This window comes from Trichococcus sp. ES5 (assembly GCF_900067165.1).
Taxonomy (GTDB): domain Bacteria; phylum Bacillota; class Bacilli; order Lactobacillales; family Aerococcaceae; genus Trichococcus; species Trichococcus flocculiformis.
Genome location: NZ_FJND01000002.1, coordinates 221338 through 241422, shown reverse-complemented (window position 1 = coordinate 241422; position 20085 = coordinate 221338). Strand labels below are relative to the sequence as shown.

The 20085-nt window shown below is 45.1% G+C and carries 21 protein-coding genes; 13 read left to right on the top strand and 8 right to left on the bottom strand.

Annotated features, from left to right (window positions below; all coding sequences use genetic code 11):
* Window positions 1–72 precede the first annotated feature (72 nt).
* A complete protein-coding gene (trxA, locus tag TES5_RS03385) occupies window positions 73–384 on the top strand; it encodes a thioredoxin (protein WP_068559792.1) in 312 nt (103 codons plus the stop codon).
* Window positions 385–725: 341 nt separating this feature from the next.
* Here trxA and TES5_RS03380 read toward each other — a convergent pair whose 3' ends face one another.
* Both TES5_RS03380 and TES5_RS03375 read right to left on the bottom strand, forming a co-directional pair.
* Complete coding sequence (locus TES5_RS03380) at window positions 726–1151, bottom strand: YslB family protein (RefSeq protein ID WP_083546365.1); 426 nt, start codon at window positions 1149–1151, stop codon at window positions 726–728.
* Window positions 1152–1772: 621 nt separating this feature from the next.
* Window positions 1773–2078, bottom strand: a complete 306-nt coding sequence (locus TES5_RS03375) for a hypothetical protein (protein WP_068559790.1) — start codon at window positions 2076–2078, stop codon at window positions 1773–1775.
* Window positions 2079–2340: 262 nt separating this feature from the next.
* Between TES5_RS03375 and racE the strand changes: the two genes are divergently transcribed.
* The 4 genes from racE (at window position 2341) to cbpB (ending at window position 4891) form a co-directional block, all read left to right on the top strand.
* Window positions 2341–3165, top strand: coding sequence for a glutamate racemase (gene racE, locus TES5_RS03370; RefSeq protein WP_068559788.1), 825 nt, complete (start codon window positions 2341–2343; stop codon window positions 3163–3165).
* A 15-nt stretch (window positions 3166–3180) separates the two neighbouring features.
* Window positions 3181–3804, top strand: a complete 624-nt coding sequence (locus TES5_RS03365) for an XTP/dITP diphosphatase (RefSeq protein WP_068559786.1) — start codon at window positions 3181–3183, stop codon at window positions 3802–3804.
* On the top strand, window positions 3805–4323 hold the full coding sequence (locus tag TES5_RS03360) for a metallophosphoesterase (RefSeq protein WP_083546367.1): 519 nt from the start codon (window positions 3805–3807) through the stop codon (window positions 4321–4323).
* A 67-nt stretch (window positions 4324–4390) separates the two neighbouring features.
* Window positions 4391–4891: a cyclic-di-AMP-binding protein CbpB gene (gene cbpB / locus TES5_RS03355; RefSeq protein WP_068559784.1), complete on the top strand. Its 501-nt coding sequence runs from the start codon at window positions 4391–4393 to the stop codon at window positions 4889–4891.
* Window positions 4892–4989: 98 nt separating this feature from the next.
* On the opposite strand, the gene TES5_RS03350 is transcribed toward cbpB, so the two are convergent.
* Window positions 4990–5895 (bottom strand): mechanosensitive ion channel family protein, encoded by a 906-nt coding sequence (locus tag TES5_RS03350; protein WP_068559782.1) that lies wholly within the window; start codon window positions 5893–5895, stop codon window positions 4990–4992.
* A gap of 266 nt (window positions 5896–6161) precedes the next feature.
* On the opposite strand from TES5_RS03350, the gene TES5_RS03345 reads away from it, so the two are divergent.
* Together TES5_RS03345 and TES5_RS03340 are read left to right on the top strand one after the other, a co-directional pair.
* Complete coding sequence (locus TES5_RS03345; RefSeq protein ID WP_068559780.1) at window positions 6162–6626, top strand: DUF948 domain-containing protein; 465 nt, start codon at window positions 6162–6164, stop codon at window positions 6624–6626.
* A gap of 39 nt (window positions 6627–6665) precedes the next feature.
* Entirely contained in the window at window positions 6666–7130 is a 465-nt protein-coding gene (locus tag TES5_RS03340) for a YtxH domain-containing protein (RefSeq protein ID WP_068559778.1), read from the top strand.
* An 82-nt stretch (window positions 7131–7212) separates the two neighbouring features.
* On the opposite strand, the gene TES5_RS03335 is transcribed toward TES5_RS03340, so the two are convergent.
* The gene (locus TES5_RS03335) at window positions 7213–8322 is read right to left on the bottom strand and encodes a M24 family metallopeptidase (RefSeq protein ID WP_068559776.1); all 1110 of its coding nucleotides are present in this window, start codon (window positions 8320–8322) and stop codon (window positions 7213–7215) included.
* Between the two features lie 226 nt (window positions 8323–8548).
* Between TES5_RS03335 and ccpA the strand changes: the two genes are divergently transcribed.
* On the top strand, window positions 8549–9559 hold the full coding sequence (ccpA, locus tag TES5_RS03330) for a catabolite control protein A (protein ID WP_068559774.1): 1011 nt from the start codon (window positions 8549–8551) through the stop codon (window positions 9557–9559).
* 154 nt (window positions 9560–9713) lie between these two features.
* Here the strand turns inward: ccpA and TES5_RS03325 are convergent, their stop codons facing one another.
* Window positions 9714–12476, bottom strand: a complete 2763-nt coding sequence (locus TES5_RS03325) for a transglycosylase domain-containing protein (RefSeq protein ID WP_068559772.1) — start codon at window positions 12474–12476, stop codon at window positions 9714–9716.
* A 144-nt stretch (window positions 12477–12620) separates the two neighbouring features.
* Window positions 12621–13601 (bottom strand): oxygen-dependent tRNA uridine(34) hydroxylase TrhO, encoded by a 981-nt coding sequence (locus TES5_RS03320; RefSeq protein WP_068559770.1) that lies wholly within the window; start codon window positions 13599–13601, stop codon window positions 12621–12623.
* 172 nt (window positions 13602–13773) lie between these two features.
* Between TES5_RS03320 and TES5_RS03315 the strand changes: the two genes are divergently transcribed.
* The gene (locus TES5_RS03315; protein WP_068559768.1) at window positions 13774–14670 is read left to right on the top strand and encodes a diacylglycerol/lipid kinase family protein; all 897 of its coding nucleotides are present in this window, start codon (window positions 13774–13776) and stop codon (window positions 14668–14670) included.
* A gap of 57 nt (window positions 14671–14727) precedes the next feature.
* Here TES5_RS03315 and TES5_RS03310 read toward each other — a convergent pair whose 3' ends face one another.
* Window positions 14728–16536, bottom strand: coding sequence for a M3 family oligoendopeptidase (locus TES5_RS03310; RefSeq protein WP_068559766.1), 1809 nt, complete (start codon window positions 16534–16536; stop codon window positions 14728–14730).
* Between the two features lie 110 nt (window positions 16537–16646).
* Between TES5_RS03310 and TES5_RS03305 the strand changes: the two genes are divergently transcribed.
* The 4 genes from TES5_RS03305 to TES5_RS03290 all read left to right on the top strand — a co-directional run bounded on the left by TES5_RS03305 (window position 16647) and on the right by TES5_RS03290 (window position 19047).
* On the top strand, window positions 16647–17144 hold the full coding sequence (locus TES5_RS03305) for a VanZ family protein (protein WP_068559765.1): 498 nt from the start codon (window positions 16647–16649) through the stop codon (window positions 17142–17144).
* A 66-nt stretch (window positions 17145–17210) separates the two neighbouring features.
* On the top strand, window positions 17211–17948 hold the full coding sequence (locus TES5_RS03300) for a YebC/PmpR family DNA-binding transcriptional regulator (protein WP_068559763.1): 738 nt from the start codon (window positions 17211–17213) through the stop codon (window positions 17946–17948).
* Between the two features lie 247 nt (window positions 17949–18195).
* Window positions 18196–18705 (top strand): DJ-1/PfpI family protein, encoded by a 510-nt coding sequence (locus tag TES5_RS03295; RefSeq protein WP_068559761.1) that lies wholly within the window; start codon window positions 18196–18198, stop codon window positions 18703–18705.
* Window positions 18706–18750: 45 nt separating this feature from the next.
* The gene (locus tag TES5_RS03290; protein WP_068559757.1) at window positions 18751–19047 is read left to right on the top strand and encodes a hypothetical protein; all 297 of its coding nucleotides are present in this window, start codon (window positions 18751–18753) and stop codon (window positions 19045–19047) included.
* A gap of 101 nt (window positions 19048–19148) precedes the next feature.
* Here the strand turns inward: TES5_RS03290 and TES5_RS03285 are convergent, their stop codons facing one another.
* The gene (locus tag TES5_RS03285) at window positions 19149–20045 is read right to left on the bottom strand and encodes a YitT family protein (RefSeq protein ID WP_068559755.1); all 897 of its coding nucleotides are present in this window, start codon (window positions 20043–20045) and stop codon (window positions 19149–19151) included.
* Window positions 20046–20085: the final 40 nt, after the last annotated feature.

Sequence of the window (20085 nt, the reverse complement as noted above, 5' to 3'; positions counted from 1 at the left end):
GATTGATTGGTACTGAGTATAGCCTCTGCTATAATCAACATATAAAGGTGAATTTCGAAGGGAGTAAATACAATGGTAAAAATATTAACAGATGCAAATTTTGAAACAGAAACAAAAAATGGGGTCGTATTGGTGGACTTTTGGGCAACTTGGTGCGGACCTTGCCGCATGCAATCACCAATCATCGATGAATTGGATGAAGAAATCGGCGACAAAGTAACATTCGCTAAAATGGATGTGGATGCTAATCCGCAAACTCCAAGCCAATTCGGCATCATGGGCATTCCGACGTTGTTGATCAAAAAAGATGGCCAAGTCGTAGAAAAATTAGTCGGCTATCACGCAAAAGAGATGCTTGAAGAAACGCTTGAAAAATATATCTAAATAATAAGAAAGAGTTGCCGGTGTCCTGATGTTTCAGGATATCCGGCAACTCTTTTTGTTTTGGGTGCTGTGGTGGTGTTCGTTGGGTCTGAAGGTAGCTGGCCGGAGGAGAGCAACGTACCGGATGCGCATCTCAGGCAAGGACCTTGTCACCGGAGGAGCACCACCCTAAAAATTCCCAGCTCCGGTGAGGATCCCTTCACCGGAGGAGAGCGAGGCAAGTATGGCCGCAGCCCCGACCAAGGCGGCTTTCGCCGGAGAACAGTCAAACATCGCAGAATTCCCCAAAAAACGCCCGAGCATACAGGCAACGAATTGCCGGTATGCTCGGGCGTTTTGATTCATTCGATGAACAGCGTGATGAGCACTTCTTTTTTTTTGTCTTTTCCGACTATTATCTCCGCTTTTGCTTCGCAAGGGAGGCCGGTCGTCATCTGGATCTGCTGCGCCAAAAATCCGGCTTCCAGTTGGAAGGAGGCTTGTTCGTTTTGGGTGCGGACAGTGACTAAATCGCTTTCCAGACGGTATTGTTGGGCGTTTTTTTCCTTTTTAAGCAGTTCGAGCTGACCGAATCCGCAATAAATCATCGCCTCATATAGGTCTTCCTGATTTTTTAATGGGAACTGCCGAGCCAAATCTTTGCCGGCCCAATATAATATTTCATCGGTATGTTCACCTAGAATGTTCCCCAGCAGGTAATCCCTTATCAATAAATAGGAGAAGTGTTTGTTATCGATAATATGGGCATTTTCGTTTTCAGGATCCAATTAATTTTTCCCCCCTTAAATCTACACTTCATTATACACGTATTTTAATTAGTGGATAGAGTCTATTTTCTGATGATGCCTATCAATAGCGTTTTTTTTCAACATCAGGCATAATAGAGGTAAGAAGTTCAACATGCAATCAGAAAGGGAGATATTTATGTGGACTGCCAAAAAAGCTTTGGGATTAATCTTACTGTTGATTCCAGTCTTCAAATATGTTTCGGATTGGAAAAAAGAAGAGGAACAACGCCGCTTGCTGAAAAGCTGAACGGGGTTATCCGATCCGGAAACAAATGAAAACTCGTTATGCCGCCGGTCGCGGTATAACGAGTTTCCTTTGTTCACATATAGGAATTTATAAAATTTTCCAGAGTGAAAAGTGCATCACCGTAGGTGTTTCACAAGTTTGCAAAATGTTTCATGCATCTAAAATGATGTCCAGCTTCACGGGTTAGCCCTTCGGAAAGGATCAAGGAACCCCTTGTCTCTGCGAGCCAAGGATACTATTCGACTAACCTGCTGACGCAGGAAGTCTCTCAGCATATTGCGCTCTTCGATGCTCAGGCGGACAGATTTCCTAAATTTCTTTCAGGGCTGAACGAACCCGTTCAGCTTTCCTTACTATTCAGCAATACCATGAACTCTTTTCAAATTGATCCCAAATAGGATGCCATTACCGGGTGCGGTAATGTTTACGGCTTCCTCAATTTGACTGATGATTTTTTCGGAATGCTCTTCTTGGGTCAAAACCAGCAAAATTTCCTTTTCCGGTTCCAGCGCCAGATTGAACAACTTTTTGTTCTCGTGCATCCCGGATCCGCGGCCTGAGATGACGGTACCGCAGTAGGATTCTTCGCAGCGGGCACTCTCGAAGACACGGTCGACCAATCCCTTATCGACTACTGTGACAATCGATTGATAACTCATTTGAATATCCACTCCTTTTTATTGGTTTGCATCCATCGTAGTACCGGAAGCTTCTGGAGGACAAAAAATACCGTCCCTAAATTGAGACTATTGTAGCATACATAATTTCGGACTGCCAATAATCGGCAGCCCTATTGGAGAAAGCAATCTAGTCTAAACCACAAAAGTGAAGCAAATCAGAATGAAATTTGCCTCATTTTTACAAAAATCCTTTATCTTAAGGTAAAATAGAGATACGAAAACAAATAAAGGAAGTTACTGCATGAGTAAAAAAGCAATCGGTTTTATTGACTCTGGCGTCGGCGGCTTGACCGTCGTGAAACAAGCAATGAAACAGCTTCCCAATGAATCCATTTATTATCTGGGGGATTCCGCCAGATGCCCCTATGGACCAAGGCCCAAAGAAGAAGTGATTCAATACACATGGGAAATGACACAGTTTCTGCTGAAGAAAGATATCAAAATGCTGGTGATTGCTTGCAACACAGCGACCGCAGCCGCCTTAGATGTCATCCGCGAGCGCATAGACATTCCGGTGATCGGCGTCATCAATCCCGGTAGCCGAGCGGCAATCAAACATTCAAAAAATGAACGCATTGCCGTAATCGGTACAAAAGGCACCATCAACAGCGACGTTTATAAACAAACCATCAAGGACAAAGACAAGGGTATTTCAGTCATCAGCATGAGCTGCCCAAAATTTGTGCCGCTAGTGGAGAGTAACCAATACAACGGATCAATCGCCAAAAAAGTGGTTGCGGAAACGCTGAAACCTTTACTGAAAGAATCTGTTGATACTCTCATTCTAGGGTGCACGCATTATCCGCTCTTGACACCGCTCATCCAAAATGTGATGGGGCCTTGTGTAACTCTTATCGATTCCGGGGCTGAAACGGTATCTGAGGTGAGCACGCTCTTGGATTATTTCCGATTGGCGGAGAGTTCGCACAACAAGCAAGCATCCGAATACAGATTTTATACGACGGGTTCGCCTAAACTGTTTTCGGATATTGCAGAAAATTGGCTCGGACAGAGCAATTTTACGATTGAAAAGGTTGATTTGCTAAATTTGATCGAGAATGACTGAGAAATGAGGGATACGATGAACGCAAATGAAAAAAAGAAAATCGTAATAGCAACCAAAAATCCTGGAAAAGCCAGAGATTTCGCCGTCCTATTTGAACCAAAAGGCTATGAAGTCGTAACTTTGTTGGACTATCCGGAGATTGAAGATGTTGAGGAAACGGGCTATACATTCGAAGCTAATGCACGGAAGAAAGCTGAGACAATCGCTGAATTATTAGGCATGACGGTCTTAGCGGACGATTCCGGCATCTGCATCGATGCCTTGGATGGCCAACCAGGTGTGTTTTCAGCCCGATTTGCTGGCGGAATGAAAAGTGATGCCGCCAATAATGCCAAGGTGCTGGCGATGCTCGGGTCCCAGGAAAACCCATCCCGTAAGGCGCATTTCCATTGTACCTTAGTGTTGGCCCATCCGGATCGGGAAAGTCTGGTTGTCGAAGGGGATATCGAGGGTGAAATAGCGGAATTCCCGAGCGGAGACTATGGTTTCGGATATGATCCGTTGTTTTATTTGCCACACTTGGGAAAGACGATGGCAGAGTTGAGCGATGTAGAAAAAAATCAGATCAGCCACCGTGCGATTGCCCTGAAAAATCTTGAGAAAAATTGGGCAGCATGGTTGGAAAAGGAAGCGGATTAGATGATAAAAATACTTGCAGTCAGTGACAGCCATAGTAACAAAGATATTCTTAACGAACTGGCTTTACGCTATTCAAATCAGGTTGATCATTTCGTACACTGCGGTGATTCTGAATTAAGCAGTTCCGATCTGATTTGGGGGATCATGTCCACTGTGATGGGAAATTGCGATTATGATTATCAGATGAACGACGAATACCGTTTCCAGGCCGGCAGCAAAAATGTACTGGTTGTCCACGGGCATCAGCATTCCGTAGGGGGCTCGATTGCCGGTCTGAAACGAGAAGCTCAGCAGGCGAATGTTTCGCTGGTGTTTTATGGGCATACTCATATCGCCAAAGCGGAACAGGAGGAGGGCATCCTTTTCATAAATCCCGGTAGCATCAGCCAACCACGTGGCACGCTGATGGAAAAGACCTATTGTATCGTCACGTTGGATGACCAAACGGCTACTGTTACCTATTACAATGACCACCATCAGGAAGTGGTCGATCTGAGAAAACAATTTCAAATGCTTTGATCACATGCAAAGAAGGTGCATCCGGCTGCACAGACTCCGGATGGCCACCTTTTAGGAGGAAAAATTAATGATTAGTAGCGAAGTAGCTGCGTTATTGCTGGACAATGATGCCTGCGGAGATCTGATGATCCGCGGCGAAAATGTCGCTAATGTACATTGTTCGAATAACCTGAACCATGCGTTTCTCGTGTTGTCCCAAGTGAAGTATTCCGTCATTCCCGTTTTGGATTCGAAGTCCCGCATCAAAGGACTGATTTCCATACCGATGATCATCAAAGCCATCACGGAAATCGATGCGATCCGCTATGACAAAATGGAAACACTCAAAGTGGAAGATGTGATGGACAGGAATGTACAGACCATCCGCCCATGGACAGACCTGGAGGATATCCTGAATTATCTGATCGATCACAATTTCTTGTGCGTTACCGAAGATGACGGCAAATTTATCGGCATCATCACGCGCAAAGAGATACTGACAAGAGTGAATCATCTGGTGCATGGCATCCACCGCATCTACAAATTAGAGAAAATCGAGGAAAAGGAAGAAGTGGCCTACAAAAGATAGAAAGCAGCCATCTGCTTCAAGCCTCAACATTTGATAAAAAGAAAAAAGTGCTCCACCCTCGAATGGTTTGGGGGTGGAGCACTTTTTGCGTACGGGATTTATGCTTTCGGCACGGTGTACGGCATAGCAGGAATCTGGATACCGGCCTCCAACAGTGCGGAACGGTAGCTTCCCAAGAACAAGTTTTGGATGCTGTACTGCTGGCCGTTCAATGTATAAAAGACAACCCGATAGGCAAGCTGGCCATTCCCTTTGTCGGTGATGCCAATGACATTAGGGCCTTTGACGATTTCCGGATGTTCCGGCACAATTCGTTCATTGACGGCCTGAATTACCTGATTGACCGTTTCAAAATCGGTATCCGGATACAACAGGATATCGATCATGGCCCGCATATCATTTCGGGACAGGTTGCTGATGGTCGTGATGGTATGATTAGGTAAAAAATGCAGCGTGCCATCAAAACTTTTGATCTGTGTCGTCCGCAAGCCAACGTTCACGACTGTACCATCAATTCCGCCGATCACAACATGATCACCGACATCAAATTGTGATTCCAGGATAATGAAGAATCCATTGACGATATCATTGATGAACTGCTGTGCGCCAAGACCGATAGCCAGACCTGCTAGACCCGCACCGGCAATCAATGTAGCGATGGGTACGCCCATGATGGAAAGGATCCCATAAATCAAAAAGAAGAACAAGAGATAACGCAAACCGTTCTCGGCTATTTTGTAGATGGTGGTAGCGCGGTTCTGCGTTATGTGCTTGGTCAAAATCTGTTTTTCAAAAGTTCGGTGCAATACGTAATTGGATAAACTTTTTAAAGCAAAAAAGATGAGCAGCAAAAAAAGCAAGGTTATGCCTTTTGAAATAAACAAGCCCACAATCTCTTCCCAGGCGATGCTGTTCCACCATTTTACGAAAATGTTTGGATTCGTCACCACTTCCTCTATCAAATCTTGTGCAAGTGCGCTGTCTTGCGTGCTTATATCATTCATAAAATCCCTCATTTCTGAACAGTTGGTTTCATTGTATCAAATTCTGCGACTTATGAAAATGAAGATAGGTTTACATTTTGTTGAAGAAAGCATGTCCAAATCGGAACTATTCCTTCCCAGACGATTCGTTATTATCTGAAGGGTTTTCAATAGCATATCGGAAATGTCTATGGTATCATTTTATTATAAATGAAATAAATCTTATAAAAATTCGTACAATGCTTTGACAGAGGCAGGTATGAATCAAGAAGGAGTGAGTACAAATAATGGGGTATGGTGAAATTGCAGCTTTGATTGCTGCGTTGGCTTTTGCAGTGTTGGTGGTTTTCATCATTTTGGCATTGAGGAAAGTCACTGATATCTTAGGCGAGGTTGAAAAAGTGACCCAGGAAGCGAACAAAAGTCTGGCCGTCATCACGAAAGATGTTGACCACTTGTCGATTGAAGTCGAAGGCTTGCTGAATAAGGCCAATACGTTAGTAGATGACCTGAACGGCAAAATCAGCAAGACAGATCCTTTATTCACCGCAATCGGTGACCTGGGAGTGACGGTTTCTGATGTGAACCAATCTACCAGAAATTTGGCGGTATCACTTAAAGGTGGAGGTAAAGGCGTAAAAAGCACATCAGGTTCCTCCACGGTCGGAAAGCTTGGGCGGACAGCGATGGCAATTGCCCGGCAACGGCAAGCGAAGAAAGAAGCGAAGGATACAAAGTTCAAAACTTACTGAAGCGACAACCAATAAATAATAAAAAGGAGATTGAGGATTATGACAAAAAATAAAGGCGGATTTGTATTAGGGGCAATCATCGGTGGGGCTGCTGCAGCCATTACAGCTTTGCTGTTTGCGCCTAAACCAGGCAAAGAACTACGCGATGACATCACGGAGGAAGTAAATAGTCTTCTGGACACAGCGCGCGATTACGCGGATATCGCTGTGGAGAAGAGCAATGAGTTCATGGATGTCGCCAAAGAAACCACTGAAGACATCAAAATTAACTTGAAGGACACCACTTCTTCAATCAAAACACAATTCTCTGAAACAACGAAACATGTCGGTGAAGACTTGAAGAAAGCTAAGGACGACATCAAAGAAAAAGCCACTGATGTGAAAGAATTTGCTTCTGTCATCGCTGAAGAAGGCAAAGAGGAAGCTGCAGCCGTAACGGAAGAAAAAAAGGTCGCAGTTGAAGAAAAGATCGATGAAATAAAAGATAGCGTGGAAGACATCTGAATGCGCAAAAAAAACAGGCCGGGTGCCTGTTTTTTTTTGCACACTGTTTTGTTGGTCGCTACTGCTAAACTGATTCAATCAACTAATCGATCAATTTCAAATATGCGCCTATATCGGTTGGAGTGTTGGTGAAGGGCTCAAAACCATCCGCAGTCACATAACCGCAATCTTCGACTCTGACGCCGATATCCCCTTCGATATAAATGCCGGGTTCAATAGAAAAACACATATTCTCAGTAAGGATCATTTCATTGCCTTCCATGATAGAAGGGTACTCATGAACGCCTTGACCCAATCCGTGTCCGAGGCGATGGTTGAAGTAGCGACCGTAGCCTGCTTCGGTAATGATTGTCCGCGCTACAGCATCCAAATCACCAGCTTTGATCCCGGGATGGACTGCAGCCATGGCTTCATCATGGGCAGCCAACACCAACTCGTAGATTCGTTTTTGGTGCGCGGAGGGTTCTTCACCAAAGAAGAACGTGCGTGTCACGTCACTTGCATAACCTTCATGCATGGTTCCCAAATCGAACAGCACAAACTGGTTTTTCTTGAGCTTGGTATCGCCTGGAACACCATGGGGGCTAGCCGCGTTTTCGCCGAACAACACCATAGTGGTGAAGCTCATTTCGGCTACGCCTCTTTTTTTCAGCTGATATTCAATTTCGGCAACGACTTCAAGTTCGGTAATGCCCTCGCGCAGCGTTCCAGCACCTATTTTAAGTGCTTCATCAGCCCAATAGCCTGCTTGTTTCATGAACGTAATTTCTTTTTCGGATTTGATTAGGCGCATGTTCTGAAGTGCCGTGCTTATGTTGTGGTTGAAAGTAGCTGTCGGGAAATGTTTTCGCAACGTCTCCATTCGCTCGACAGTCAAAAAGTCCTTTTCGATGGACCAGCCCGACCGCGATGAATAACGTTCTTTAATATTGGTTGCCAGTACTGTCCAAGGATCTTGCGTATCCATGTAACTGATCACATCAAATCCCTCTGCAGTCTTCCGCGCATCATTTTCTTCCAATGCAGGGACAAACAGGATGGGCGTAGCATCCTTGAACAGAACCGCCGCTAAAACTCTCTCATGCGGATCGCTTCTGTATGAGGAAACATAAAAGACGTTTTTGGGATCATTGAGAAATACGATATCTACATCTTGTTTTTTCATTAAATTGATAATTAGATTTAAAGGCATTTTTAATATGACACCTTCCTTTCTTTAGTATTATAGCATATAATGAGGGTTCTATTTTTGAATAATGCAATGTGAAATTTTCATGAAAACTTTTATAAAACGCTTGCATATCTTTTGAAACAATGTTAAATTCATTATAAGCTTGTAAAATAATCAATATTTACAACATTATGTTGAGTAATGGAAAATAAAAAATTGAAAACAATTGAGATAAGGAGCAACATAAATGGAAAAACAAACGATTACAATTTACGATGTGGCTCGCGAAGCAAACGTCTCCATGGCAACTGTTTCCCGCGTAGTGAATGGTAATCCCAACGTGAAACCATCCACAAGAAAAAAGGTATTGGAAGTCATTGAACGTTTGGATTACAGACCGAATGCGGTTGCCCGTGGTTTGGCAAGCAAGAAAACAACGACTGTAGGGGTTATTGTCCCTGATGTCACAAACTTATTCTTTGCATCTCTAGCACGCGGAATCGATGATATCGCTACAATGTACAAGTATAACATCATTTTAGCGAACTCTGATCAGAATGACCAGAAAGAAATCCAAGTGTTGAATACGTTACTTGCGAAACAAGTGGATGGCATCATCTACATGGGCAATAAGATTACGGATGAGTTGCGCGCAGAATTTTCCCGATCCAAAACGCCGGTCGTGCTGGCTGGAACAATCGATCCTGAGCAACAAGTCGGAAGCGTCAATATCGATTATATCGGTGCAACCGAAGAAGGTGTAGCGAACATGATTGCGAACGGAAAAAAACATATCGCTTTTGTATCAGCTTCACTTTCCAATCCAATCAATGGACAGTATCGACTAAAAGGTTACAAAAACGCTCTGGTCAATGCAAATATTCCCTTTGATGAAGCGCTTGTCTTCGAATGTGAGCCGACGCTTCAAAATGGTGAGCTGTTGGCTCCTCAATTACTTGAAGCAGGAGTGGATGCAGCATATGTAGCCGGCGATGAACTTGCAATCGGCCTGTTGAACGGTATCATCAATGCAGGTGTCAGCGTTCCTGAAGCATTTGAAGTCACTGCCAGCAACAATTCTCGTATTACAGAAATGGCTCGCCCAAAATTGACGTCCATCATGTTGCCGTTGTATGATATCGGCGCTGTAGCGATGCGTTTACTGACTAAAATAATGAACAAGGAAGAAATTGATGAGAAATCAATCATCCTTCCATACAAAATTGTCAACAGAGGAACAACTTTACTTAAAAAATAATGTGTTCATCCGCGAGACACTCAAGACCAAAAAGCCCTGTATCCTGAATGGATGCAGGGCTTTTTGGGCAAGAAATTTGGAGTGTTTTCCGGCACTGCTGACGAAAATACAAATGCCAAAAACAAAAGGCTGCCATGACGGGCAGCCTTTTCGCTTATTCTTCAGTTGTGGGAGTTTCATCAGCGGGTGGTGTTTCACCTTCTGGTTCTGTGTCAGGAGGTGTTTCCGCATCTTCTTCTTCTGTAGGATCTTCTTTCTCTGCATCGTCGGCATTATTTGCCGCATTGTTTTGGCTAGCTGCGGCAGCTGCTGCTGCTGCAGCGGCTGCATTGCGTCTTGCTGCTGCTTCAGCCAAATAACTATCCCAATAGTCTTCCAGGTCTTTATCGGTAGCCCCGGGGGAGAAGTAGTAGGAAATTTGCTTCGGCAACGCATCAGCTTTGAATAAGTCGGTCCTGGTTCCACCATTAAGCGTGACGGATAAGCCGTTCGCGAATGACACGGTTCCTGCCAATGTTCCGGTTTCGGCCAAAACTGATTTTTCGACAATGCCTTCCGGCCGCTGATGCGTCTGGTCGGTCCCGAGAATGCCCGGATTGATGCTGTAGATTTTGTTGGCGATTTGCGACCAATAATTCAAATTTCGGCCAGTTGGAAGTCCTTGATTATTCGGATCATAGAAGACATGTTCCCCCTTGTAATTGTCGTAACCCATCCAAGAGCTGAGCGTAACGGTAGGGGTGCTGGCGATGAACCAAATGTCACGGTTAGCTTCCGATGTACCGGTCTTTCCGGCCCAGTCAGCGTTGAAATTCAGATAATTGTTGATCGAACGGCCAGTGCCGTCAGTTATGACGTCGCGCAGAATATCCAAAGTCAAATAAGCTGTATCCTGCGAGAACACTCTTGTCGCTTCGGACTCATGCTGATAAACAACATTTCCGTGCTTGTCCGTAATTGTTTCGATCAGGTAAGGCGATACATGCTCGCCTCCAGTTGCGAAGGTCGTAAACGCGCTGGTCTGCTCCAAAACAGTCGGTCCGTCATTCGTTGCCCCAATCGCTAAGGACGGATTGCCGTATTCCGATTCGTCTATTGAAGTGATACCCATCTTTTCCAAATATTGCCCAGGATTCATTCCTTTGCTGTTCATAGCGACATAGAGTTTGATTGTCGGATTATTCTTAGATTGGTAGAGGGCCTGGCGCGCGGTCACGTAAGTATTGGAAATGGTATCGCCGAAGTTAGTAGGCTCCCATAATGTGCCATCTGGCTGTTTGATGCTTATCTTTGTATCAGGCACCATCGAGGCGGGATAGATCAGATTTTGTTCAATCGCCGGTGCATAGACCAACAACGGTTTAATCGTGGAACCAGGAGAACGTTTCGTGCTGAATACATGGTCCACCTGGTTGACTGAAAAATCTCGTCCACCGATGAAGCCGATGATTCTACCGGTCTGATTTTCGATAAGAACACTGCCTGTTTGCGCAAGCTCAATCACTTCCTGCGTGACTCCGTTTGCATCGACATAAGAATCCACAAAGGTTTCGCCCAAAGTTTGTCCGTAATCTGCTGCCACTTCTTGCATGCCGTTGTAGACATCTTTGTCGATTGTACTGTATACGTTGTAGCCGGACAAGCGCAACGTGTTGTCGGCATCGGCGTAATATTCGTTGTACAATTCGATGTTGGCTTCCAGATCGTCCATCGTAAGCTCGTTTGCGGCTGCGGCCTGTTCCATCAGAACAAGGATTGCTTCACGTTCGACAGCTTGATAAAGGTAACTGTTCCGATCCTCTTGTGTGGCATTAGCAGGTACGAAATCTTGGGTGATGTCATACGCGATTGCAGCATCATATTCTTCCTTGGTGATATATCCCTCGCTGAGCATCCGGAAAAGCACAGTATTTTTTCGGTTAAGGGCTGCAGTCAAATCTTCTTTTCTTTCTCCGTATTGGGTGAAAGGGGTATAAGTGTATGGATTCTGTGGGATACCTACCAAAAACGCCGCCTGAGCCAACGAAACATCGATAGCATGGACGCCAAAAATACCGTTCGCCGCTTCCTCTATACCGGCGATGTTGGAACCACTGCTGTTTCGGCCGAATGGCGAGACATTCAGGTAGGCTGTCAGAATTTCATCTTTCGTAAAGAAATTTTCAAGCCGTAGCGCCAATAAAATCTCATTGGCTTTGCGGGAAAAAGTCACTTCATTAGTCAAAATCTGTTGTTTGACGAGCTGCTGCGTCAATGTTGAACCGCCGCTTTGACTGCCGAATCCGGTCAGTTCAGTCACCAACGCCCTTAAAATGGCCTTAGGTACAATCCCATTATGCTCATAAAAATTTTCATCTTCTGTTGCGATGAGTGCTTCTTTGATGAGCGGAGAGATGTTTTCTGATCCGACAGTTGTCCTGACCAAATCGGTGCGTATTTCCGAAATGGCTTCGCTGTTCGCATAATACATAGTGGAAACGAGTTCGACATTCCCGATGTCTTCAGCCATGCTTTCATAGGTGGGTACAGTTTCTTTTGAAATTAAATTAGCGAAATAACCCAGACCAACGCCACCGCCGAACATGCCCAACAAGACCATCAGAAGTAGGATTCCGGTAAAAATGTTCCGGATGACACCGAAAAAAACATTGAGACCGAAAGCTCCTTTTGAGAGGAGCGGCTTCATGTTTGTTTCGGTGTCCAACTTTTGTTTCATTTTTCGCAATGAAGTCTTACTTTGGTTTATACGCTTGTGGGTTTTTTGTTCCCAAAGCAAAGCTTTCTCTTTTGTTTTTGAAGCATTTTCTTTCGTGAAAATCCGCTGGAGGCGGCTATTTATTGATTGCCCAAGGCGTTTAACAAATTCGCCGGTTTTTTTCAGCCATTTTTCCGCATTATTTCCATCTGGATTCTTCATAAATTCCCTCTTTCCTTTTCAGGTGGTCACTTATAAGTATAACAAAAAAGCTTTGCCCTGACTATTACATAGCGTGAACAATCACTAAGTGAGAGGAACACAAAAAATCAGCAAGGAATAATATCCTTGCTGACAATGTTATTGCTATACTGTTGTAGTAGCAGTATTCTCAAATGTTTCACCGATGGCAGCCAAACGTTCCTCAACGTCAGACTGCGTCAATTGATTACGTTGCACATAATAATTCGGCTGATGGACGCGACATTCATGCGAACAGCTGCGCATGTATTTGTGCTCGTTTTCTTCGGAACAAAGTATTCTCCGGTTGCAGCTTGGATTGGCGCAATTCACGTAGCGTTCGCATGGTGTTCCATCGAACCATTCCTTTCCGACCACGACATGTTCGATACGATTGATATCCACACCGATGCGCTCATCGAAGACATACATTTTCCCATCCCAAAGATCGCCTTTAACCGTTTCGTCTTTGCCGTAGGTTGCGATCCCGCCATGCAGTTGGCCGACATCTTTAAAACCTTCTTTGACGAGCCAACCTGAGAATTTTTCACAACGGATGCCGCCGGTGCAATAAGTCACAACTCGTTTTTCCATAAATTGTTCTTTGTTTTCACGGATCCATTGCGGCAATTCGCGGAAGTTTGCAATATCCGGACGAACAGCTCCGCGGAAGTGGCCGAGGTCGTACTCATAATCGTTGCGGGCATCAATGACGACAGTATTTTCGTCTAGAATGGCTTCGCGGAAAGCTTCCGGAGATAAGTATTCACCAGTAGTTTCGTTGGGATCGAGATCGTCTCCTCCCAAATGCAAGGAAACGATTTCCTGGCGTGGGCGGACGAACATCTTTTTGAAGGCATGACCGTCTGTCTCATCGATTTTGTAGGTGATGTCGCTGAAGCGCGGATCTGCATTCATTTGAGCGATGTAGGCTTGTGTTTGATCGATTGTTCCGGAGACCGTGCCGTTGATGCCTTCCGGTGCTACCAAAATTCTTCCTTTTAAGCCGATTTCTTTGCAGAATCGTAGATGTTCTTGCGCGAATGTTTCTGCATCCTCTATCGGTGTATATTTATAATAGAGTAGGACACGATAGTCTTTTGTCATACTGCTCCCCCTAATTCAATCTGTTTTACTTCGAACGTTATGAAATTATACACATTTTGTAAGCGAAAAGCCAAGGATATGCTCAAAATTCGAAAAATGGTGTTCTACTTTATGGATGTGAGTGTTGCATGCTACACTTACATTAGAGATAAAATGAAAGTGGGGGAATGAAATGGGCATTTGTACATTGATCGTCAATCCATCATCAGGGGGCGAAATGGCCTCTAGTTATCTGGAATTGATGGAAACGCAATTGAGAAACATGTTCGAAGAGATGACAGTCAAAGAAACAGGGAAACAGGGCGATGCCATGAAGTTTGCGTATGAAGCTGCAAAGAACGGCCATGAAGCTGTGTTTTGCATGGGAGGTGATGGCACAGTCAATGAAACCATCAACGGCTTGGCGGCTGCCGGAACAGATGTCGCTTTCGGTTTCGTACCATTGGGCACTGTCAATGATCTGGCAAGGGCGCTCGGCATCCCTTTGGACCCCGGGCAGGCTATCGAAATGTTTGAAACTGCGGTCTTGTTGGATTTGGATATCGGCAAAGTCAATGACCGATATTTTGTGTCTAATGTAGCTGCCGGCGCGATTCCTGAAGCTGTGGAAGAAGTGAGTGTGGAGCAAAAAACAAAATTAGGTCCACTGGCTTACTTCATTGAAGGAGGGAAAGCGCTGGCGAACCAGCCGATGCATCGTTTCCGCATAACAGTGGATGAGGAAACATTTACTCAGGAATCCCCGCTCCTCCTGATTGCTTTAACGAATTCAATCGCCAGTTTCGAGCGTTTCATGCCACAAGCAGAAGTCGATGACGGGAAAATGCGAATGGTCGTTTTCAAGGAGTTCAGTCTGTTGGATTCTCTGAAAATCCTGCCTCAGCTTATCATGGGTGAACTCAAAAATTCGGATACTGTCATCTATAGAACATTCAAACACGCTACTGTCGCCATTGCGGATGGCGATAAACTGATCACGAATGTAGACGGTGATGAAGGCCCTGCATTTCCGCTTGAAATCGCGATACTACCTTCCTTTATAAAGGTTTATGGACCGGCACGCTCTTAAAAACACATCCCTACGACCCAAAATACAGGTCGCAGGGATGTGTTTTGTCTTTTGTCTTTAGACATACTTTTCGGTCAGGAGCAGGAATTCCTTTACATCAGCTGCCATGATCTCCAATCCTTGATTCCAGAAGTCCGGCTGCGTGATATCGGCACCAAGATGCTTCAGCACAAGGTCTTCAGTTGTCATCGAACCAGTATCCCGCAGTAACGAAATATAGGTTTCTTCAAAATTTTCAGTCTGCTGCAACGATTGCGCATAGATTCCCAGGCTGAACAGGAAGCCAAACGTGTAAGGGAAATTGTAGAAGGGCACATCATCGATGAAAAAGTGCAATTTACTCGCCCAGAATAGGGGATGGTAGTCACTCAAGGCATCTTGATAAGCCTCTTTTTGGGCGGCTTCCATCATTACTGACAGTCGTTCTGCAGTGACAAAGCCGTTCATCCTTTCGGTGTAGAAGGTCTTCTCGAAAAGATAACGAGCATGTATATTCAGAAACATGGCCGTCGCATTTTCGAGCTTCGTGTTGAGCAAGGAAATTTTTTCTTCATCGCTGCTCGCTTCCCTGACTGTGGCAGCGCTGATGATGGTTTCCGCAAAAGTCGATGCCGTTTCGGCGACGTTCATGGCGTAGCGCGTGTTCAGATCCGGCAGATCGCGCATCACGTGTGAATGGAAGGCATGTCCCAATTCATGGGCCAGTGTACTCATATCGCTGGCTGAACCCGTAAAGGTCATGAAAATCCGTGACTCTTTCGATTCCGGGTAATCTTCGCAATAGCCTCCAGGTCTTTTGCCTGATCGGTTCTCGGCTTCTACCCAGCGGTTTTTGACGGCGTCCAAGGAAAAGTCTGCCAGTTTCGGACCGAAGGAGGCAAAGTGTTCGATGATGTAATCGACTGCTTCGTCGAAGCTGAAGGTTTTTGACTGGAAACTGCCGAGTGACACAGGGGCATCGACATCATACCAAGCCAGCCTGTCTTTGCCCATCAGAGCGGCTTTGCGGTCCAAAAATGAAAGGAAGGGCTGTTTGTTCGCACTGATGGCTTGCCACATCGTATCCAGTGTCTCGCGTTTGATGCGGTTGTAACGCAATGGCTCCACCAAGAAGTCCTCATCCTGATGCGCCTCGAAATCCGCCAAACGGAAACCTTGCAGGTGATTCAGCGTATCGGCGAAGGCTGGAGCAAGGTATCCCCAAGCTTTTTCCCACTCGACGAATATTTTTCTGCGGACGCTCGGATCAGGATCGGCATACATCCGGTTCATCGCTTGACCAGCTGATAGTTCGTTCAAAGTTCCGTCAGCTTCTTCAAAAGGAATCTTGATGAAGGATACGAGCGTGTCATAGTGCGCGCTCCAGCCATTGAATCCATCGACACGCAAATTTGCCAATAAGGCTTCTTCCTTATCGGAGAGGAGGCGACTGCCCTGTTGGCGCCATTCTGACAGTGCAAATGCAAGAGTTGAAAAGGCAGGCATTTCCACCAACAGCGTCCAATCGTTTTCTGCGATGGCGGTTATTTTTTTCTTCAGAGTCGTTTGAATAATCGTTAATTTGCTGTACAATTGAATTATTCGCGCATGGATTGCGCTTGCATTCAAATCCGATACATCGGCGGATTGGATACCTGTTATGAAACTGTTGCACTGCATCAGGGCTTTTGTGTACTGTTCCTCGTAATGAAGCAAATCCTTCAAATCAGAGTATTCCGGTTTATCACGTTCAGGGTTCCAATTGTTTGCTGCGGATTCAAAATCCTTCAATCCGTCTTGGATGGATTTTATCTTGTCTTGTAGGTCCGGCGAAGAACTCCCGCCTTCGAAAAACGAGTCCAAATCCCAGGTAAGGCTATATTTCATGTTGATCATCCTCTCAGTCTTGATTGACTAATTTATTGCCATAAGTACATTATATCCGTTTTACATCAGAAATAATAAAAGAATTCACATCAGGAAAGGAAAAATACTACATGCAAAAAGAGCAAAGAAGCAATTCATATATAGTGGGAGCAGTTTTGATCATGGGTTATCTCTATTACCGTGCCACTTTCCGACAAGATTTTTATGCTTTGCCGAACATCATCGCGAATTTCCTGCAATCGCAACCGCTCTCCGGGTTATTCGCAACATTCACCTTCCGATACGGTGAGCAGATGGTCAGCACGGAGGCTTTGGGCTATTTCGGTTTTCTGGGATTCTTCGGCAGCAAGATATGGTTGTTCCTTTCCTATTTCATTTTGACTTATCTTTGGTATGGCGGTCTTTCCGGGAAGATGCGGGATGTAGTTACGCCTATTGTTGTGGCGCTGCTGCTTTCCATCAGTTACGCGGCTGCGGATGAATTTCATCAATCGCTGGTGTCTCCGGCATTTGCGATGAAGGAAGATGTGGTCTTGGCCGGCGCAGGAGCAGTTTTGGCGGTAATCACCGGTTGGTTCTTCTTTACAGTCAGAAAAGGCAGAAAGTGAATTGCCATAAGCGGTTACTTTTGATAAAATGATTGAGTAAATTAATAGATGAGAAGAGGGATCTGAATGTCAGGACATTCAAAATGGAGTAAAATCAAAGGTGCAAAAGGCGCTGCAGATCAAAAACGAGGTAAAATTTTTCAGAGATTATCGAAAGAAATTTATATGGCTGCAAAAAACAGCGGTCCGGATCCCTCATCTAATCCGAGCCTGCGCTTAATGATCGATAAAGCGAAAGCAGCGAACATGCCGAATGATAACATCACGCGTGCCATCAAAAAAGCAACATCTGCTGGAGAAGGCGAAAATTATGAAGAAGTCACTTACGAAGGATACGGTCCGAACGGTGTAGCCGTTTTGGTCCATGCTTTGACCGACAACCGCAACCGTACCGCCACTAATATCCGGGTTGCTTTCAATAAAAATGGAGGATCTTTAGGTGAATCAGGTTCGGTTAGTTACATGTTCGACCGTAAAGGCTATATCGCAATCGAACGTGAAGACTTGGATGTGGATGAAGATACAATGTTGATGAGCGTATTGGAAGCCGGTGGAGAAGAGCTGCAGACGAGTGATGAAGTTTTCGAAATCTACACGGATCCTGCCGATTTTGATGCTGTTTCCGAAGCTTTGAAGGCAGAAGGCTATGTCCTGGCTGAAGCTGAGGTCACAATGGTTCCGCAAACTTTGTCGTCTATTGCAGCGGACAAAGAAACGCAATTCAGAACGATGTTGGAAAAACTGGAAGACGATGATGACGTCTCCGAAGTATTCCACAACGCTGATCTGGACGACGAAGAATAATATAGTACAGATAAAATAAAAAACGGTTGCTTACCACTGTTTGCGGACAAGGTAGGCAACCGTTTTTTCGGATTCGACTCGGAGCCTAGTAATAGGCAGTGCCGCCTGGTTGGAATCGCTTTCTTGCTAGGCTTGTAGTATAATTTAGATAGCTAAAGTCGGATTTTCCTTGGGATTTTCGATCACGGCTCTTAAAGCGAAGCGATCATTATCCAATCGGGATAAACTATGAATGGGGGACAACCGTATGGCAAAAGTAATATTTGTGATTGCACCTGAAGACTTTCGTGATGAAGAATTATTCATGACCCAGGAAGAGGTTGCGAAATGCGGGCATGAGATGTGGATCGCAAGCCACAAGACCGGAACTTGTATGGGGGTGCATGGCGGGATTGCGCAGTCGGATCTTTTGGTTGAGGATGTCGATACGACCAGTTTTGATGGAGTGGTGTTCGTTGGAGGTCAGGGGAGCCGTGTTTTCTTCGACGATCCGCATGCCTGGATGTTGGCACAGGCGATGAACGGGCAGGGCAAAATGGTTGCTGCAATCTGTATCGCGCCGGTGGTCTTGGCGAATGCTGGTTTGTTGAAGAAGAAAAATGCGACTGTTTTCGAATCCGAAATCGCAACTATTGAAGCAAAAGGAGCCATTTATTCTGAGTCCGCGTTGACAGTCGATGGCAATGTCATCACTGCGAGCGGTCCGGATCAGGCAAGGCAGTTCGGACTGGAAATATGCAAATTTTTGACGGCATAAAGAGCTAAGACAGCTGTTTTTGAGGAATTGGAGGCAGCAAGGTATATGGAAGAGTTGAAAGCTAGAATTGAACTATTGAAGGAACAGAATCCGATAAAAATACAAGATCTGGAAAGGAAATTCGGATTGTTGAAGTTCGAGCTGCAGGAAGCGAAGAAAATACTGGAGCGTCAGGAAATCGCCTTAGCGGATGTGAAAGGTGAATGGATCAAAAACAATTCGGAAAAAAATCTCGCCGTAATGCGCGAAGAAGAGCAGAACCTGAAGATTGCCAGAATGAACTACAATGCTGCGGTGGAGAAAATGGATATCATGAAGACCGTCGTTTTTCTGCTTTCCTGAAGGTCCAACTATTTGTATGATCATCACAGCATTCTAACGAAAAAGAACGACAAGGACATTTTTACTGGTCCTTTGCCGTTCTTTTTCGTTGTGTCGTTGCTTTATTGTTGTTGCGACTGTTCATCGATGAAATCGTTGATTTTCTGCTGGTATTGCTCATCCGAAATCAAATAAGAGAAACCTTCTCCGATGACGCTTTGAGCTTCGCTGATAGTGAAGAAAGCTTTAGGATCGATGGCTGTCACAATACGGTTTAACGGCATCAATTGCTGTCTGTTGACGACTATCAAAATCACCTTTTTCTGGCTTTTGGAGTAATAGCCTTCACCTTCCAAGAAGGTCATTCCGCGGCCGATTTTTTTATCGATCGCATCAGCGATTTCCTGATGCCGCTCCGAGATGATCAGGACTTGTTTTTTCGGATTGAACCCTTCCAGGATGAAATCCAGCACTTTCGTTTGCACATAGAGATGCACGACAGTCAAAACGACATTCTCCAGCCCGATGACGAAGATGGAGGGTCCGACGACGAACAGGTCCAATACGACCAGTGCGATACTGGTGCTCCAACCGAGATATTTATTGAAAATCAAGGCGATGATGTCGGTACCGGCTGTTGAACCGCCTGCCTGCATCACGAGTCCTAAGCCTGTGCCGACCAAAAACCCGGAGCAAAGCGGAGCCAGAATGATTGTTTCCATCGGATAGCGCCAAGCAGCAGTCAGATGGAGAAACACCGACATCAACAGTGTAGCCAAAAGCGTCAGCCTCATGGTCGATTTTTCCAAAAATCGGAATCCGATGACCAGTATGATGCCATTCAACACGAAACTCGTGATGGCTACAGGGACGTCCAAGGTATAGAAGGCCAACAAACTAATGCCGGTGACACCGCCTTCGCCAAGATGGTTCGCCACGGAAAACATATTGATGCCCATCGCGAACAGAAATGTTCCGATTGCAATCAGAAGAATCGAACCAACAACGTTCTTTTTCAAAAAAGTTCACCTCCCTTATATTGAGTGATCCCGTTTGTTT

Coding starts and splice junctions, on each gene's coding strand:
- trxA (WP_068559792.1), top strand. CDS start 73: ATGGTAAAAATATTAACAGATGCAAATTTTGAAACAGAAACAAAAAAT.
- TES5_RS03375 (WP_068559790.1), bottom strand. CDS start 2,078: ATGAGTTATCAATCGATTGTCACAGTAGTCGATAAGGGATTGGTCGAC.
- racE (WP_068559788.1), top strand. CDS start 2,341: ATGAGTAAAAAAGCAATCGGTTTTATTGACTCTGGCGTCGGCGGCTTG.
- TES5_RS03365 (WP_068559786.1), top strand. CDS start 3,181: ATGAACGCAAATGAAAAAAAGAAAATCGTAATAGCAACCAAAAATCCT.
- TES5_RS03360 (WP_083546367.1), top strand. CDS start 3,805: ATGATAAAAATACTTGCAGTCAGTGACAGCCATAGTAACAAAGATATT.
- cbpB (WP_068559784.1), top strand. CDS start 4,391: ATGATTAGTAGCGAAGTAGCTGCGTTATTGCTGGACAATGATGCCTGC.
- TES5_RS03350 (WP_068559782.1), bottom strand. CDS start 5,895: ATGAATGATATAAGCACGCAAGACAGCGCACTTGCACAAGATTTGATA.
- TES5_RS03345 (WP_068559780.1), top strand. CDS start 6,162: ATGGGGTATGGTGAAATTGCAGCTTTGATTGCTGCGTTGGCTTTTGCA.
- TES5_RS03340 (WP_068559778.1), top strand. CDS start 6,666: ATGACAAAAAATAAAGGCGGATTTGTATTAGGGGCAATCATCGGTGGG.
- TES5_RS03335 (WP_068559776.1), bottom strand. CDS start 8,322: ATGCCTTTAAATCTAATTATCAATTTAATGAAAAAACAAGATGTAGAT.
- ccpA (WP_068559774.1), top strand. CDS start 8,549: ATGGAAAAACAAACGATTACAATTTACGATGTGGCTCGCGAAGCAAAC.
- TES5_RS03325 (WP_068559772.1), bottom strand. CDS start 12,476: ATGAAGAATCCAGATGGAAATAATGCGGAAAAATGGCTGAAAAAAACC.
- TES5_RS03320 (WP_068559770.1), bottom strand. CDS start 13,601: ATGACAAAAGACTATCGTGTCCTACTCTATTATAAATATACACCGATA.
- TES5_RS03315 (WP_068559768.1), top strand. CDS start 13,774: ATGGGCATTTGTACATTGATCGTCAATCCATCATCAGGGGGCGAAATG.
- TES5_RS03310 (WP_068559766.1), bottom strand. CDS start 16,536: ATGAAATATAGCCTTACCTGGGATTTGGACTCGTTTTTCGAAGGCGGG.
- TES5_RS03305 (WP_068559765.1), top strand. CDS start 16,647: ATGCAAAAAGAGCAAAGAAGCAATTCATATATAGTGGGAGCAGTTTTG.
- TES5_RS03300 (WP_068559763.1), top strand. CDS start 17,211: ATGTCAGGACATTCAAAATGGAGTAAAATCAAAGGTGCAAAAGGCGCT.
- TES5_RS03295 (WP_068559761.1), top strand. CDS start 18,196: ATGGCAAAAGTAATATTTGTGATTGCACCTGAAGACTTTCGTGATGAA.
- TES5_RS03290 (WP_068559757.1), top strand. CDS start 18,751: ATGGAAGAGTTGAAAGCTAGAATTGAACTATTGAAGGAACAGAATCCG.